Below are 13,845 nucleotides of genomic sequence, written 5' to 3' on the forward strand. Positions count from 1 at the left end.
GACATCTTAGGTCACGGCGCCGGAAGCCTGAGTAGGCTGGCCACGTGAACAACGCAGCTCAGTCCCCCAACGTCGCCAGTTGGACCTTCGCAGAAGACCTGATCGCCCCCTCGCCCGAAGTGGCCGAGATGCGCGACGAGGCCAGCCTGGCCGGCCTGACCCCCGTCTCCACCGGCGTCGTGGCGACTCTGCAGGTGCTCACCCGCGCCATCGCGGCCAAGGCGGTCGTCGAGGTCGGCACCCTCATGGGTGCGTCCGGGCTGAGTTTCCTGGAGGCGATGGCCACCGACGGCGTGCTGACGTCGATCGACGTCGAGGCCGACAACCAGCTTCCCGCCAGGGCCGCCTTCACGAAGGCCGGCTTTTCGTCGTCGAGGTTCCGCCTGATCGCGGGCTCCCCCATCGACGTGATGCCGAAGCTGCGGGACGGCGCCTACGACATCGTCTTCATCAACGGCGACAAGCTCGAATACGTCGAGTACGTGGCGAGCGCGCTGCGGCTGCTTCGCCACGGGGGGCTGCTCATCATCAACGATGCCCTGTGGCGCAACCTCGTCGCCGACCCCGAGGACGAGTCGGACGAGGCGATCATCATCCGTGAGGCCCTCGAGGCCGTCTCCGCGAGCGAGTCCTACACGCAGGCGCTGCTGCCTGTCGGCGACGGGCTGCTGGTCGCCGTCAAGGACTGACGCCCTCCGGCCCAGCCGGTCCGTCAACGACGACACCCCCGCCTCTCCGGGCGGGGGTGTCGTCGTCTGGTCGGTCAGTCGCGCGGGATGATGACCCGCTTGCCGACGACGACGATGCCGCCCTCGGAGACCGCGAATCCGCGGGCCCGGTCGTGCTCGTGGTCGACACCGATCTGCACGCCGTCGGGGACGACGACGCCCTTGTCGAGGATGGCGCGGCGGACGACGGCGTCGCGGCCGATCGACACCTCCTCCATCAGCACCGAGTCGGAGACCTGCGCCCACTTCTCGACGCGCACGTAGGGGCTGAGCACCGTCCTGTCGACCTCGCCGCCCGAGATGATGCAGCCGGGGGTGACGATCGAGTCCTCGGCGCGTCCGCGGATCACGAACTTGGCACCGGGCGCCTGCACCTGGTCGGTGAAGATCGGCCACTCGGTGTTGTAGAGGTTGAACTCCGGTTCGACGCTCACGAGATCCATATGGGCCTCGTGGTACGCATCGATGGTGCCCACGTCACGCCAGTAGTTGATGTCCTTCTCCGTGGCGCCGGGAACCAGGTTCTCCTTGAAGTCGTAGACCTGCGCCTGCCCCTGGGCCGTGAACCACGGGATGATGTCGCCGCCCATGTCGTGGCGAGCCGTCGGGTTGTCCGCATCGGCGCGGAGCGCCTCCACGAGGGCCGCGGTGGTGAACACGTAGTTCCCCATCGAGGCGAACGACTCGTCGGGCGAGTCGGGCAGGCCGGGCGGATCGGCCGGCTTCTCGAGGAAGCTCTTGATCTTGTGGTTGGCGTCGGCGTCGATGATGCCGAACGCGGACGCCTCACTGCGCGGTACCCGGATGCCGGCGACGGTCGCGCCCAGCCCCGAGTCGATGTGCGCATCGATCATCTGCTCGATGTCCATGCGGTAGATGTTGTCGGCGCCGAACACGACCACGTAGTCGGGCTTGGCGTCGATGATGAGGTTCAGCGACTGGTAGATCGCGTCGGCGCTGCCCTGGTACCACCGGGGTCCGAGCCGCTGCTGCGCAGGCACGGGGGCGACGTAGTTACCCAGCATCGTCGAGAAGCGCCACGTCTTGGCGATGTGACGGTCGAGCGAATGGGACTTGTACTGCGTGAGTACCGCGATCTGACGCAGGTTGGAGTTGGCGAGGTTGGAGAGCACGAAATCGATGAGGCGGTACGTGCCACCGAACGGAACGGCCGGCTTGGCCCGATCCGCAGTCAGAGGCATCAGCCTCTTTCCTTCGCCTCCAGCAAGGACGATTGACAGAATCTGAGGACGAGCGAGCATGGCTCAAAACCTATTCCCTTCCGGGACGAAAGGCGAACAATCCACAAAAAACGCGTCGCACAGATCGACTACGGATATGACACGATCAACCTATGACCATGAGGCTGTCTCTGCTGACCCGCGAATATCCCCCTTCCATCTACGGTGGCGCCGGCGTGCACGTCGCGCAGTTGGTGCCCCAACTCCGCAAGCTGATCGACGTCGAGGTGCACTGCATGGGTGAGCCCCGCGACGGCGCCGCGGCCCATGCCGAGGACTTCCCGCCCGGGGCGAACGCCGCGCTACGGGTGCTGGGCGCCGACCTGTCGATGGCCGATGCGGTCGGCGACGTGGACATCGTCCACTCGCACACCTGGTACGCCAACATGGGCGGCCACCTCGCCGCCCTCATGCGCGACATCCCCCACGTGGTCACCTCCCACTCGCTGGAGCCCCACCGTCCGTGGAAGGCCGAGCAGCTGGGCGGCGGATACCGCGTGTCGTCCTGGGCGGAGAAGACGGCCTACGAGGCGGCCGACGCCGTCATCTCGGTGAGTGCGGGCATGCGCGCCGACGTCCTGGAGAGCTATCCGGCCCTGGACCCCGACCGCGTGCACGTCGTCCGCAACGGCATCGACACCGACGAGTTCCGCCCCGACCAGGCGACCGACGTCGTGAGCGGGCTCGGCATGCGCACCGACCTGCCGTCGGTCGTGTTCGTGGGCCGGATCACCCGCCAGAAGGGCCTGGTCCACCTCGTGCGGGCCGCCAGGCGCTTCGATCCCGACACGCAGGTCGTCCTCCTCGCCGGTGCCCCGGACACCCCGGAGATCGCCGCCGAGTTCAACGCGGCCTTCGCCGAGCTGCAGGAGCACCGCACCGCCCCCGTGATCTGGGTGCGCGACATGCTGCCCCGCGCCGCCGTGCGCCAGGTGCTGACGCACGCCTCCGTCTTCGCCTGCCCGTCGATCTACGAGCCGCTCGGCATCGTCAATCTCGAGGCGATGGCCTGCGAGACGCCGGTCGTCGCGAGCGCCGTCGGCGGCATCCCGGAGGTCGTCGTCGACGGGGAGACCGGCCTGCTGGTCCCCTACGATCCGGCGCGGGCTTCAGACGCCGCCTTCGTGGCCGACTTCGAGGCCCAGTTCGCCGCGCAGGTGAATCAGCTCACCGGTGACCCCGCGCTCGCACGGAAGATGGGGCTGGCCGGTCGGCAGCGCTGCATCGACGAGTTCTCGTGGGCCAAGATCGCCGCCGAGACCGTCGCCGTCTACGAAGCTGCCATCGCCCACCACGGCTGACCCCCTGCAACGCTGAAGGCCACCCCCACGAACGGGGGTGGCCTTCAGCGACTACGGGATTGCGCGTGGCTCAGCCGACGACATCCTTCAGCGCGTTGAGGAGATCGGTCGCCTCGGTGGCGTTCATTTCGACCACCAGTCGCCCGCCCCCGTCGACGGGGACCCGCATCACGATGCCGCGGCCCTCCTTCGTGACCTCCATGGGACCGTCTCCCGTGCGGGGCTTCATCGCTGCCATTTGCCACCCTCATTCTGTGTGTGCCGAACTGGTGTGCCCCCCATTATTCCTTATCGGACCAAGCAGGCGGGCTGTCCGGTCGAAAGAGTCGCTCCTCGGCCCCCGGCGCAGCCGGCTGGGGACGGTCGAGAAGGTCGTCCACGACCTGCATGTCGTAGCCCCGGCGGACGACGTCGAACAGCACCGCCCCGGTTCGACGCCCTCGCCGTCGGCGATGCGCCGGAGCACACCATCGACCTGGCCGCGGTCGTAGCCATGGGCGGCCACGGGGATCCGGGCCTCGGCCAGGAACGCCTCGTCGACGGGGCCGTCCGGGATCCGGCCCTTCGGCCGGTCGTGGACGGCGTGCTGCGGCATCTCCCCCAGCTTCCCCAACCCGAGGTAGGCGGCCAGGCCGAAGACCACCAGCGGCAGCAGCCACAGCACGATCTGCATGTCAGTCGGTCCAGACCTGCCGCGGCTCCCCCATGGCGGCCACGGCCTCCTCGGGATCGTCGGTCACCACGAACAGGTCCGAGTCGCCGGGCGAGATGAAGCGGCCCTCTTCGAGGGTGTCGCGGATCCAGGCCACCAGCGGGGACCAGTAGCGGCTACCGAAGAGCACGACCGGGAAGTGCGTGACCTTGCCCGTCTGGATGAGGGTGAGGGCCTCGAACAGCTCGTCCAGGGTGCCGAAGCCGCCGGGCATGGTGATGAACCCCTGGCTGTACTTGAGGAACATCATCTTGCGGGCGAAGAAGTAGCGGAAGTTGACCCCGATGTCGATGAAGTCGTTCATGCCCTGCTCGTGGGGCAGCTCGATGCCGAGGCCGACGGATGTCCCGTCCGCGAGATGCGCTCCCCTGTTGCCCGCCTCCATGACGCCGGGGCCGCCGCCGGTGATGACGGCGAACCCGGCCCGCACGAGCCGGCCGGCGATGTCCTCGGCCTGCGCGTAGAGCGGGTCGTCCGTCCGGGTGCGGGCCGATCCGAAGATGGAGATGGCGGGCGGCAGGTTGTTGAGCGCGTCGAATCCCTCGACGAACTCCGACTGGATCCGCAGGACCCGCCACGGGTCCTCCTGGCTCCAGTCCCGCTTGGTGGGGCGCTGCAGCAGCGCCTGGTCGGCTGTGGGTTGCGCGTGCTCGCGCCCTCCCAGGATGACGGCACCCTGGCGACGCTTCGGTTCGATCATCGTTCTCCTAGTGTGAGGTCAGCCAACGGCGCAGGCCGTCGGCGCAGCGGTCCAGATCGGCGACGGGACAGAACTCGTCGGCGCGGTGGGCGTACGACGGGTCGCCGGGGCCGTAGTTGACGGCGGGCACCCCCAGCGCACTGAAGCGGGCCACGTCGGTCCAGCCGTACTTGGGGCTGGCCTGCTCGCCGATGGCGGCGACGAACTCCTGGGCCAGGGGCAGGTCGAGACCGGGCCGCGCGGCGGGCGACACGTCGGTGACCTCGAGGCGGTACCCCGGGAACCAGACCCCGAGCCTGGCCAGCGCCTCCTCGGGGGTCTTGTCCGGGGCGTAGCGGTAGTTGACCGTCAGCACCGCGGCGGGCGGGATCATGTTCGTCGCCACCCCGCCCGTGACGCCCACGGCGTTGAGGCCCTCGCGGTAGACGAGCCGGTCGACCTCGATCTCCTCCGAGGCGTAGTCGGCCAGGGTCGCCAGAGCGGGTGCGAGGTCGTGGATCGCGTTGTGCCCCATCCAGGCCCGCGCGCTGTGGGCGGCGACCCCTTCCGTGTGCAGTTCGACGCGGATCGTGCCCTGGCAGCCGCCCTCGATCCTGGCCGAGGTGGGCTCCATCAGCACCGCGAAGTCGGCCTCGATGAGGTCGGGTCGATGGCGGGCGAGGCGCCCCAGCCCGTTGCGCGCCGCCTCGACCTCCTCGTGGTCGTACAGGATCCAGGTGATGTCACGGTTCGGCTCCGTCAGCTCGGCGGCGAGGGCGAGCATGACGGCGACGCCGCCCTTCATGTCGCAGGCGCCCCGGCCCCACACGTAGTCCCCGGCGGGATCGACGACGTAGCGGGACGGCAGGTTGTCGAGCAGCGGGACGGTGTCGAGATGGCCCGCGATCACCACCCGCTCGGCGCGACCGAGCTCCGTGCGGGCCACGACGCAGTCGCCGTCGCGGTGCAGACGCAGGTGGCCGAGTGGGGCGAGCCTCGCCTCCACCAGGTCGGCGAGCGCCCGCTCGTTGCCCGAGACCGACTCGACATCCATGATCTGCTGCAACAGCGCCGCGAGTGGATTGGTCATGCTGGGAAGCCTAGCGGCCGTCGCCGCCTCCGCGGCCGTCCCGCCGGGCACGGAGGACGCGCCGCGCCACGAGCAGCGCCTCCGCGACGCCGTCGGTCAGCAGCAGAAGCCCGCCTCCGAGGGCGAGCGCCCGACCGAGGCCGCGGCGTCGCAGACCGTCGCGCATCCAGCCGGCGCCGAGGACAACCTCGGCCCCGGCCAGCGCGGCTCCGGCAGCGGGCCGCTCCCGGACCCAGATCCCCGCCCGGGCGGCCGCCGACAGGTCGCGGCTGCGGGGGCTCAGCCCCGCCAGGCCGGCGTCCGCGAGCCCGAGGAACGCGGCACCCCAGCCCCCTGGCAGCGTGGTGGTCGACGCCGTCCCCGCGGCGTCGGGGCCCAGGGCGAGACGTGCCAACTGCGTGGGCACTCCGAGTGCCTCGACGGCTCGCACCATCGTCGCTGCCGTCACGTTGTCCGACGGCTCGAGCGCCGCGGTCAGAGCCTCGGCGTCGACCGCCAGCGTCGGGTCGGCGAGCACCCGGTTCAGCGCCGAGTCCGGATGCAGTTCTCCGTTGCCGAGGAGGCCGCGCAGCGTGGCCGCATCGCCCGCCACCTCGCCGTCCGCGAACGTCAGCCTCGCCGTCGGCTCGGGCTGGAGGAAGGCACCGAAGCCTTCGGTGTCGAGCGCGGAGCGGACCTCGATCCACCCGGGGGCCCCCGGCTCCTCCGGGAGCGAGAGCGTGATGACCGGGAGGTCCGCGCGGCCTGGCTCGACCAGCTCGAAGCGGGGCTCGACGCCGCCGATGGCCGACCAACCGCCCCACACGGCCGACGTGATGGGCTCCTGACTCAGGGCCGCCACGAGGTGGGCCCAGCCTCCGCCCTGGGACGAGAACCGCCAGGTGACCCAGCGCCCCTCGTCCTCGAACTCGAACCCGTCATCGTCGCCTGGCTCGTCAGCGAACGCCTCCTCCTCGTCCCCGGCGAGGTCGTGCAGATCCAGCATCTCGGAGGGGTCCTCGTCGTCGGAGTCCTCGTCGTCCTCGTCCCCGGACGAGAGCCAGACATGCTCGGCCAGACGGGCCGCCCAGAGCGCGTCGCGCAGCTGGGGAACGGTCAGGCCGGCCGTGAGACGGCCGTCGGCCGCGACGGTCTGGATACGGTCGGCTTCATCGACGGCCACCGCGAAGGTCAGTTCGTCGTCGGCGACGTGGCGGACGGCGGCCAGGACGCGCCGTCCCCGCAGCCAGGACGCGAGCACGGCCGAGGTCGCATCGCCGTCGACGGGGCGGGCAAGCGTTCCCCAGATGATGTCGAGGGCCGTCGGATCGATACTCGTGGCAGTCATGCGGGAAGCCTAGCCACTCGTCTGCGGGATCCGGACCGCGCGCCCGTGCCACCGGTCGTTGCGTCAGACTTGCCGCATGCCCTCGTCCCTCACCCGCACCTCACGGCAGGAGAACAGCGCCCTCCTGCTCGGCGGTCTCGGCTTCCTGGTGGGTGCTGTCTTCGGCCTGGTCCTGCTCCGGCCGCATTCCGCCATCTTCGGGCAGGGTTCGGTCGGTGAACTGGGCGCGTTCGTCGCGCTGTTCGGCGGCGGCCTCGGCTTCCTGATCGGCATGCTGACGGGCAGGCAGCAGCATCCCTGGCTCGCACGCCTGTCGCGGTTCCGCAGGGGCGTCGACATCGCGGGGCTCGCGATCGTCCACGGGCTGTTCGCCTTCTTCGCGGCGACCGCCGCGTACGCCGTCTTCGCCGGGGCCTTCCGGACGCTGGAGCTGGACCGCTACGCGGGAGCCTTCACCATCGGCCTCGTGTGCGCCATCTGCGCGTACGTCTCGGCCTCGAGCGCCGCGTCGATGACGACCGAGTCGCTGTCCGTTCTCGTCGCGTCCTTCCTCGTCGTGGGTGCGCTTGGCAGTGCTCTGAGCTCCTCCGATCCGCAGTGGTGGATGCAGCACTTCTCGGCGCTCGGCGCGGCCGCGGACCGTTCGGGGGTGCTGTTCAACTTCACCCTGATCCTGACGGGGCTGGTCCTGGTGGCGCTGGCCGACTTCCTCACGCAGGACCTGGAGCGGTGGGCCGATCACCATGGCGAGCCGACGTGGAAGGTGCGGGCCGTCCGGCTGGCCCTCATCGCGCTGGGGCTGCTGCTCGGGCTGGTGGGGGTCATCCCGGTGAACCTGTCGATGTTCTGGCACAACATGGTGACGTACGGGGCGATCGGCGTGTTCGTGCTGCTGCTCGTCGGGGTGCCCATCCTGTTCCGTCGCCTCCCTGGGGGCTTCGTGGCGGTGACGCTCATCGTGGTGGGGCTCATGGCCGCCGTCGTGTGGCTGCACCTCGGCATCGGCTATCTGAACATCACCGCCTTTGAGGCGGGCGCCGTCGGCACGGTCTTCGTGTGGCTGGTGCTGTTCATCCGGACGGTGACCGCTGCGGCCAATGAGGTACCGGACCCCTGAGACCAGAGCCCTGAGCCTTTCGATGGGTGGACGTGTAGGTACGTGTACCCAATCGCGCCGCAAGGCCCCGAGTTGAGCCCTTGCGCTGCCTAGTATCGCGACGTGAGCACCAGCAGCCAGACCAGCGGCACGGGCATCTTCGCGAAGCTCGTGGCGAAGTTCCTTGTCAAATGGGTCAAGAAGTCGGTTTCGCGGCGCGGATCTGCCCAGCAGCCGGCACTGTCCTCGACGCCGTCGACGGTGACGGGCCGCCCCGATCGGGACCGCTCCCGGGAGACCTACGGCGACCACACCGGCTCCAGCGGACCACGGGAGCAGACGCACCAGGCCCCCGTGACCGCCATCCAGGGCGACGACTACGGGGCGCACCGCGGGACGAGCGGGACCACGGTCACGACCGCTGACAGCGCCGTCTACGACCCGGCGGGCCTGGACCGCCGGCTGGCCGCGATGTGTGCCCCCGCCGAACGCGATCAGCGAGGCGAGGCGCTCCGCGGCGCCGATCCGGCCACCCTACGTGAGGCCGGCCTCAGCGACCGTCAGGTCGCCCAGGCTGGCGCTGGCCGCGTGCCCAGCGGCTACCAGCTGGAACGGGTCCCCGCCTCCGGGGACGGTGCCCCGCAGTACCGGCTGACCCCGGTGAGCGAACAGGGCCAGCACAACTGCCATCACGTCAACCGGGAGATCTTCTCCCTGCAGATCGGGGATACCACCGTCATCTCGTTCCCCATCGGTGGCAGGCAGATCACCGTCGTCCTCGGCCTCGGCGCCGCGATGGCGGGCTGACGCATGCGCGCCATCACCGACTGGGTCGACCTCGCCGAGGCACAGGGCTTCCCCCAACGCGGCGGGGCTGCGCCCGCCGATATCTCCCGCATCTCGGGCGCCTTCGCACGGCAGTTCGGGATCCCGCTGCCGGACGACTACCGACAGTTGCTGGCCACCACCGACGGCTTCGACTTCGACGGCGTCTCGTTCTACGGCACGACGGATGTGTACGAGGACGGCGCCTTCCTGCCTGGTCTGCTCGACTCCAACGAGCGCCTCCTGCACGGCTCTGACTCCCTCGACACCCCGCTCCGCTTCGTCGGCGAGACCGGCGACGCGCTCTTCGCCTACGACTCGGCCGAAGCGTCGTGGAAGGCCGTCTCGCGGTACGGCCTCGTGACGGTCTTCCGCTTCTCCTCCTTCGCGGAACTCTTCGACGCCGCGCTCGCCACCACCCAGTAAGGATCCCGATGAACGAACTCGAGCAGCTGTTGACGAACCTGACGGCGGAACTGGAGCAGCCCCTGCCCGCCGTCGAGGTGCCCGTGGTCTCAGCCGAAGGAACCTCCGAGGACAAGCTGGTGCGCGTGACCGTCTCGGGCGGCCAGGTCACGGACATCACGATCGATCCCCGGGCGATGCGGAGGTCGAGCGTGGAGTTCGCCGACGACCTGCGCCTCGCCATGAACGCCGCCCTCGATGCCCACGCGCAGGCGCTGATGACCACCATGCAGGAGCAGGCCCCCGACCCCGCGGAGCTCTCCTCCCAGCTGGGAGAGGTGGCCCGCGAGGCCACCCGGTCGCTGGCCGACTATCTCGACACCATGACGCGCATGATGGAGTCCACCGCCGCGAGGGAGGGCTGACATGAGCGACATCGTCTTCTCCCCCGAGTCGTACCGTAAGGCCGGCACCATCATCGAGGAGGGCACCCAGTTCATCAAGGACCAGATCGACCAGTTGATCGACTCGGTGACCGACTTCAAGATCCTGGGCGAGAACGACACCATCGGGCAGATCGTCAACCAGCTGTACCGGGTGTTCATCGAAGCGTTCAGGGAGATCGTCCATTCGCTGGTCGACGGCCTGATCGACCAGTCCGAGACGCTGCGGCAGGTCGGAGAGCTGTACCAGAACACCTCGGAGGCGGCCACGGCGCTGTCCTCGCTCGTCGGGAAGGACTACTGAGATGAGCATCACGCTCCCGGGCGCACTGACCATGTTCGTCAACATGATCGGCTTCACCTTCCCGGAAGGACAGGAGACCGAGATCCTGCAGTGGGCGCAGAAGTGGCAGCGGTTCTCCGACGCGGTCACCAAGCTGGTCGAGACCGTCGACACGGCCGCCAACCACGTCAGGCAGAACAACCAGGGTGCCGCAGTCGAGGCCTTCAGCTCCAACTTCGAGGGGCAGAGCTCCCCCAAGGACGTGTCGACGAACCTGTCGAAGGCCGCGAAGATCACCGGCACCTGTCTCCTGGTGATCGGCGCCGCGATCCTGGTGCTCAAGATCATCTCGATCATCGATCTCTCGGTGTTCTGCGCCAAGTTCTGGGCGGCGATCGCCGCCATCCCTGCGACGTACGGTGCCTCGCTCGGCTGGATCCCTCCCGCGCAGGCGATCTGCAAGACGGCAGTCAAGCTGGCGATCGAGATGGCGGCCAAGAAGGTACTGGGCTGACCCGCCCCCTCTAGACTTGGCCGCATGAGCAACGAGAAGCGCACCGCCTGGGCCTGGGGCCTTGCCACCGTCCACACCAACGGTTCCGTCCTGGACGCCTGGTTCCCCGAGCCGCAGCTCGGCGGGGCAGTGACCGACGAGGCCCCGTCGATGCTGACCGAGGCGCAGTACGTCGACGAGATCCGCCAGGTGCAGACCCGCACGGTACGCGTCGAGATCGACCTGGACGAGGCCCCGGCCGGCGTCGAGGACGCGTACCTGCGTCTCCACCTGCTGAGCGCCCGCCTCGTCACGCCCCACGGACTGAACCTCGCCGGCATCTTCGGCGTGCTCCCCAACAACGCCTGGACCACCGCCGGTCCGGTGCGGGTCGGCGACGTCGCCCGGGTCCGGACGCTGCTCCGCGCCCGTGGCGAGCAGCTCACCGTCTACGGCATCGACAAGTTCCCCCGCATGGTCGACTACATCACTCCTTCCGGCGTGCGCATCGCCGACGCGGACCGTGTCCGGCTCGGCGCCCACCTGGCGGAGGGCACCACCGTCATGCACGAGGGCTTCGTGAACTTCAACGCGGGAACCCTCGGCACCTCCATGGTGGAAGGCCGGATCTCCGCCGGCGTCGTCGTGGCCGACGGCACCGACGTCGGCGGCGGCGCCTCCATCATGGGCACCCTCTCCGGAGGCGGTCAGCAGGTCATCTCGCTCGGGGAGCGCTGCCTGCTCGGCGCCAACTCGGGCGTCGGGATCTCGCTGGGCGACGACTGCGTCGTCGAGGCCGGCCTCTACGTGACGGCGGGCACCAAGGTGCAGCTGCCGGGCGGCGACGTCGTCAAGGCCCGCGAGCTCAGCGGCCAGAACGACCTGCTGTTCCTGCGTGACTCGCAGTCGGGTGCCGTGGTCGTGAAGAACCGTCGCGGTACGAAGGTCGAGCTCAACTCCGAACTGCACAGCAACTGATGCGGCGATCGCTCGTCGTGGCCATCGTCGTCGCGGTGCTCCTCTGCGGCCTCGGGGTCGGCGGCTGGTTCGCCTACCAGTACGTTTACCAACGGGTCACCCCCGAGGTGTGCACGGTGCAGACAGACGACGGCTACATCACGCTGACGGCGCCCCAGGCGCGCAACGCGTCGACCATCGTCGGGGCTTCGCTGGAGCGGGGGCTGCCGGAACAGGCGGCCGTCATCGCGCTCGCCACCGCGTGGCAGGAGTCGGGGCTACGCAACCTCGACTACGGCGACCGGGACTCGCTGGGGCTGTTCCAGCAGCGGCCCTCCTACGGCTGGGGCACGCCCGAGGAGATCCTCGACCCCTGGTACTCCGCGAACCGCTTCTACGAGGAGCTCGTGAAGTTCGACAACTGGGACACGATCGACGTCAACGACATCGCCCAGAAGGTGCAGCGCAGCGGCCACCCCGAGGCGTACCGCAAGCACGAGACGAATGCGCGGGCGCTCGCCGGTGCGCTGCGCGGGTCCCGCGAGGCCGCGCTGGCGTGCCTGACGTTCGACCGTCCCCCCGCCGCCCCCGAGGAGCTGACCCGGCTGTTGGCCTCCTTCGGCGACGCGGCGACACCGGCATGGGAGGGCACCACGCTCTCCGTCAGCACCGTCGACGCCCCCACGGCCTGGGCCGTCGCTCAGCACCTGGTGGCCAACACGTACGGGGCGGGGGTCACCGAGGTGACGGTGGCCGACCGGCAGTGGCGGGCAGGCTCGAAGGGCTGGGCGGAGGCCAGGGAACCTGTCGGCGACGCCGAGGTGCGCGCGACGCTGGGCTGACTACGCCGCGAGCCGGGCAGCGGCCGCGGCGATCCGCTCGTCTGTCCCTGTCAGGGCGACGCGGACATGCTCCGGCGCCCCGTAGAAGTCGCCCGGCGCCACGAGGATCCCCCGGTCGGCGAGCCAGTCGACGGTCGCCCGGCAGTCCTCCCCGCGGGTCGCCCACAGGTACAGGGATCCCTCGGAGTGGTCGATCCGGAAGCCGGCGGCCTCCAGCGCGGGGCGCAGCACGGCACGGCGGGCCAGGTAGCGGGAGCGCTGCTCCTCGACATGGGCCTGGTCCGCCAGCAGCGCGATCATGGCACCCTGGATGGGTGCCGGCACGATCATGCCGAGATGCTTGCGGACCGCCACCAGCTCCTGCACCACGGCGGGGTCGCCGGCGACGAAGCCGGCCCGGTAGCCCGCGGCGTTCGAGCGCTTGGACAGTGAATGGACGGCGAGCAGGCCGGCGAGGTCGCCGTCGTTGACGCGCGGGTCGAGCACCGAGACAGGCTCCGCCTCCCACGCGAACTCGCCGTAGCACTCGTCGCTGGCCAGGACGGCGCCGACGCGTCGCGCCGCCTGCACCCAGGCGCGGGTCTCGTCCAGGCTGAGGATCCGGCCCGTCGGGTTGCCCGGCGAGTTGATCCAGATGATGCGGGTGTCTGCGGGCACAGCGGCCGGATCGTCGAGCGGCACAGGACGCGCACCCGCCGTCAGCGCCCCCACCTCGTACGTGGGGTAGGCGGCCTCGGGGAAGACGACCGCCGCGCCGGCCCCGACACCCAGCAGGGTGGGCAGCCAGCCGACGATCTCCTTGGTGCCGATCACCGGCAGGACGCACTCGTCGGTCAGCGGCAGGGAGGCCCAGCGACGCTCGAGGTAGGCGCGGATCGCGGCCCGCGTCTCGGGCGCTCCCCACACCGTCGGGTATCCGGGCGCGTCACCAGCCGCGGCCAGGGCATTGATCGCGAGCCGCGGGGTCGGATCGACGGGGGTTCCGACCGAGAGGTCGACGATCCCGTCCCGGTGCGCAGCGGCACGGGTGCGCGCCGCGCTGAGCGTGTCCCAGGGGAAGTCGGGCAGGCGCGCGCCGAGTGACATCCTCAGGCCTGAGGAGGCAGCGCCGCGACCACCGGGTGGTCGGCATCGATCACGCCGAGCTTGGCAGCGCCGCCCGGGGAACCGATCTCGTCGAAGAACTGGACGTTGACGTCGTAGTACTGGGCCTGATCCTCGGGGACGTCGTCCTCGTAGTAGATGGCCTCGACCGGGCAGACGGGCTCACAGGCGCCGCAGTCGACGCACTCCTCCGGGTGGATGTAGAGCATGCGGTTGCCCTCGTAGATGCAGTCGACGGGGCACTCCTCGACGCAGGCGCGGTCCTTCACGTCAACACACGGCAGACCGATGATGTACGTCACTTCGATATCTCCTTCGT

Annotated in this window: 18 protein-coding genes; 10 read left to right on the plus strand and 8 right to left on the minus strand. The window is 69.8% G+C overall.

Annotated elements, in window-relative coordinates; genetic code table 11:
* Positions 1-44: 44 nt before the first annotated feature.
* Positions 45-689 carry an O-methyltransferase gene (locus H9L22_RS09260; protein WP_226966252.1) on the plus strand — a complete coding sequence of 215 codons (645 nt, stop codon included), beginning with the start codon at positions 45-47 and terminating at the stop codon, positions 687-689.
* A gap of 74 nt (positions 690-763) precedes the next feature.
* On the opposite strand, the gene glgC is transcribed toward H9L22_RS09260, so the two are convergent.
* Positions 764-1,990 (minus strand): glucose-1-phosphate adenylyltransferase, encoded by a 1,227-nt coding sequence (gene glgC / locus H9L22_RS09265; RefSeq protein ID WP_187722475.1) that lies wholly within the window; start codon positions 1,988-1,990, stop codon positions 764-766.
* Between the two features lie 98 nt (positions 1,991-2,088).
* Here glgC and glgA point away from each other — a divergent pair, with 98 nt between their 5' ends.
* Positions 2,089-3,270, plus strand: a complete 1,182-nt coding sequence (glgA, locus tag H9L22_RS09270; RefSeq protein WP_187722476.1) for a glycogen synthase — start codon at positions 2,089-2,091, stop codon at positions 3,268-3,270.
* Positions 3,271-3,340: 70 nt separating this feature from the next.
* Here the strand turns inward: glgA and H9L22_RS09275 are convergent, their stop codons facing one another.
* From H9L22_RS09275 to H9L22_RS09295, 5 genes are read right to left on the minus strand one after another with little or no spacing between them, the layout of a single operon-like run.
* The gene (locus tag H9L22_RS09275) at positions 3,341-3,508 is read right to left on the minus strand and encodes a DUF3117 domain-containing protein (RefSeq protein WP_068750687.1); all 168 of its coding nucleotides are present in this window, start codon (positions 3,506-3,508) and stop codon (positions 3,341-3,343) included.
* A 9-nt stretch (positions 3,509-3,517) separates the two neighbouring features.
* Positions 3,518-3,943: a hypothetical protein gene (locus H9L22_RS09280; protein WP_187722477.1), complete on the minus strand. Its 426-nt coding sequence runs from the start codon at positions 3,941-3,943 to the stop codon at positions 3,518-3,520.
* Between the two features lies 1 nt (position 3,944).
* Positions 3,945-4,682, minus strand: coding sequence for an LOG family protein (locus H9L22_RS09285; protein WP_187722478.1), 738 nt, complete (start codon positions 4,680-4,682; stop codon positions 3,945-3,947).
* Positions 4,683-4,689: 7 nt separating this feature from the next.
* The gene (dapE, locus tag H9L22_RS09290; protein ID WP_187722479.1) at positions 4,690-5,751 is read right to left on the minus strand and encodes a succinyl-diaminopimelate desuccinylase; all 1,062 of its coding nucleotides are present in this window, start codon (positions 5,749-5,751) and stop codon (positions 4,690-4,692) included.
* A 10-nt stretch (positions 5,752-5,761) separates the two neighbouring features.
* The gene (locus H9L22_RS09295; protein WP_187722480.1) at positions 5,762-7,078 is read right to left on the minus strand and encodes a hypothetical protein; all 1,317 of its coding nucleotides are present in this window, start codon (positions 7,076-7,078) and stop codon (positions 5,762-5,764) included.
* Positions 7,079-7,154: 76 nt separating this feature from the next.
* Here H9L22_RS09295 and H9L22_RS09300 point away from each other — a divergent pair, with 76 nt between their 5' ends.
* The 8 genes from H9L22_RS09300 to H9L22_RS09335 all read left to right on the plus strand — a co-directional run bounded on the left by H9L22_RS09300 (position 7,155) and on the right by H9L22_RS09335 (position 12,422).
* Complete coding sequence (locus H9L22_RS09300) at positions 7,155-8,195, plus strand: hypothetical protein (protein WP_187722481.1); 1,041 nt, start codon at positions 7,155-7,157, stop codon at positions 8,193-8,195.
* A 102-nt stretch (positions 8,196-8,297) separates the two neighbouring features.
* Positions 8,298-8,981, plus strand: a complete 684-nt coding sequence (locus tag H9L22_RS09305; RefSeq protein ID WP_187722482.1) for a hypothetical protein — start codon at positions 8,298-8,300, stop codon at positions 8,979-8,981.
* A gap of 3 nt (positions 8,982-8,984) precedes the next feature.
* Entirely contained in the window at positions 8,985-9,425 is a 441-nt protein-coding gene (locus H9L22_RS09310) for a YrhA family protein (protein ID WP_187722483.1), read from the plus strand.
* A gap of 8 nt (positions 9,426-9,433) precedes the next feature.
* Complete coding sequence (locus tag H9L22_RS09315; protein WP_187722484.1) at positions 9,434-9,829, plus strand: YbaB/EbfC family nucleoid-associated protein; 396 nt, start codon at positions 9,434-9,436, stop codon at positions 9,827-9,829.
* A gap of 1 nt (position 9,830) precedes the next feature.
* Complete coding sequence (locus tag H9L22_RS09320; RefSeq protein ID WP_187722485.1) at positions 9,831-10,151, plus strand: hypothetical protein; 321 nt, start codon at positions 9,831-9,833, stop codon at positions 10,149-10,151.
* 1 nt (position 10,152) lies between these two features.
* A complete protein-coding gene (locus H9L22_RS09325; RefSeq protein WP_187722486.1) occupies positions 10,153-10,644 on the plus strand; it encodes a WXG100-like domain-containing protein in 492 nt (163 codons plus the stop codon).
* Between the two features lie 24 nt (positions 10,645-10,668).
* Positions 10,669-11,601, plus strand: a complete 933-nt coding sequence (gene dapD, locus H9L22_RS09330) for a 2,3,4,5-tetrahydropyridine-2,6-dicarboxylate N-succinyltransferase (RefSeq protein WP_187722487.1) — start codon at positions 10,669-10,671, stop codon at positions 11,599-11,601.
* Positions 11,601-12,422: a hypothetical protein gene (locus H9L22_RS09335; protein WP_187722488.1), complete on the plus strand. Its 822-nt coding sequence runs from the start codon at positions 11,601-11,603 to the stop codon at positions 12,420-12,422. Before dapD ends, H9L22_RS09335 begins: the two co-directional genes overlap by 1 nt.
* Here the strand turns inward: H9L22_RS09335 and dapC are convergent, their stop codons facing one another.
* Together dapC and fdxA are read right to left on the minus strand one after the other, a co-directional pair.
* Positions 12,423-13,508: a succinyldiaminopimelate transaminase gene (gene dapC / locus H9L22_RS09340; RefSeq protein WP_187722489.1), complete on the minus strand. Its 1,086-nt coding sequence runs from the start codon at positions 13,506-13,508 to the stop codon at positions 12,423-12,425.
* A gap of 2 nt (positions 13,509-13,510) precedes the next feature.
* Positions 13,511-13,828: a ferredoxin gene (gene fdxA / locus H9L22_RS09345; RefSeq protein WP_187722490.1), complete on the minus strand. Its 318-nt coding sequence runs from the start codon at positions 13,826-13,828 to the stop codon at positions 13,511-13,513.
* Positions 13,829-13,845 lie beyond the last annotated feature (17 nt).

The sequence above is a fragment of the Tessaracoccus defluvii genome (genome assembly GCF_014489575.1).
GTDB classification, from domain to species: domain Bacteria; phylum Actinomycetota; class Actinomycetes; order Propionibacteriales; family Propionibacteriaceae; genus Arachnia; species Arachnia defluvii.

Bases quoted from the DNA above. Each gene is read 5' to 3' on its own strand.
- dapC (WP_187722489.1), bottom strand. From the start codon at position 13,508: ATGTCACTCGGCGCGCGCCTGCCCGACTTCCCCTGGGACACGCTCAGC.
- H9L22_RS09275 (WP_068750687.1), bottom strand. From the start codon at position 3,508: ATGGCAGCGATGAAGCCCCGCACGGGAGACGGTCCCATGGAGGTCACG.
- H9L22_RS09285 (WP_187722478.1), bottom strand. From the start codon at position 4,682: ATGATCGAACCGAAGCGTCGCCAGGGTGCCGTCATCCTGGGAGGGCGC.
- H9L22_RS09280 (WP_187722477.1), bottom strand. From the start codon at position 3,943: ATGCAGATCGTGCTGTGGCTGCTGCCGCTGGTGGTCTTCGGCCTGGCC.
- dapD (WP_187722487.1), top strand. From the start codon at position 10,669: ATGAGCAACGAGAAGCGCACCGCCTGGGCCTGGGGCCTTGCCACCGTC.
- H9L22_RS09315 (WP_187722484.1), top strand. From the start codon at position 9,434: ATGAACGAACTCGAGCAGCTGTTGACGAACCTGACGGCGGAACTGGAG.
- H9L22_RS09300 (WP_187722481.1), top strand. From the start codon at position 7,155: ATGCCCTCGTCCCTCACCCGCACCTCACGGCAGGAGAACAGCGCCCTC.
- H9L22_RS09310 (WP_187722483.1), top strand. From the start codon at position 8,985: ATGCGCGCCATCACCGACTGGGTCGACCTCGCCGAGGCACAGGGCTTC.
- glgC (WP_187722475.1), bottom strand. From the start codon at position 1,990: ATGCTCGCTCGTCCTCAGATTCTGTCAATCGTCCTTGCTGGAGGCGAA.
- H9L22_RS09325 (WP_187722486.1), top strand. From the start codon at position 10,153: ATGAGCATCACGCTCCCGGGCGCACTGACCATGTTCGTCAACATGATC.
- dapE (WP_187722479.1), bottom strand. From the start codon at position 5,751: ATGACCAATCCACTCGCGGCGCTGTTGCAGCAGATCATGGATGTCGAG.
- glgA (WP_187722476.1), top strand. From the start codon at position 2,089: ATGAGGCTGTCTCTGCTGACCCGCGAATATCCCCCTTCCATCTACGGT.
- H9L22_RS09295 (WP_187722480.1), bottom strand. From the start codon at position 7,078: ATGACTGCCACGAGTATCGATCCGACGGCCCTCGACATCATCTGGGGA.
- H9L22_RS09320 (WP_187722485.1), top strand. From the start codon at position 9,831: ATGAGCGACATCGTCTTCTCCCCCGAGTCGTACCGTAAGGCCGGCACC.
- H9L22_RS09335 (WP_187722488.1), top strand. From the start codon at position 11,601: ATGCGGCGATCGCTCGTCGTGGCCATCGTCGTCGCGGTGCTCCTCTGC.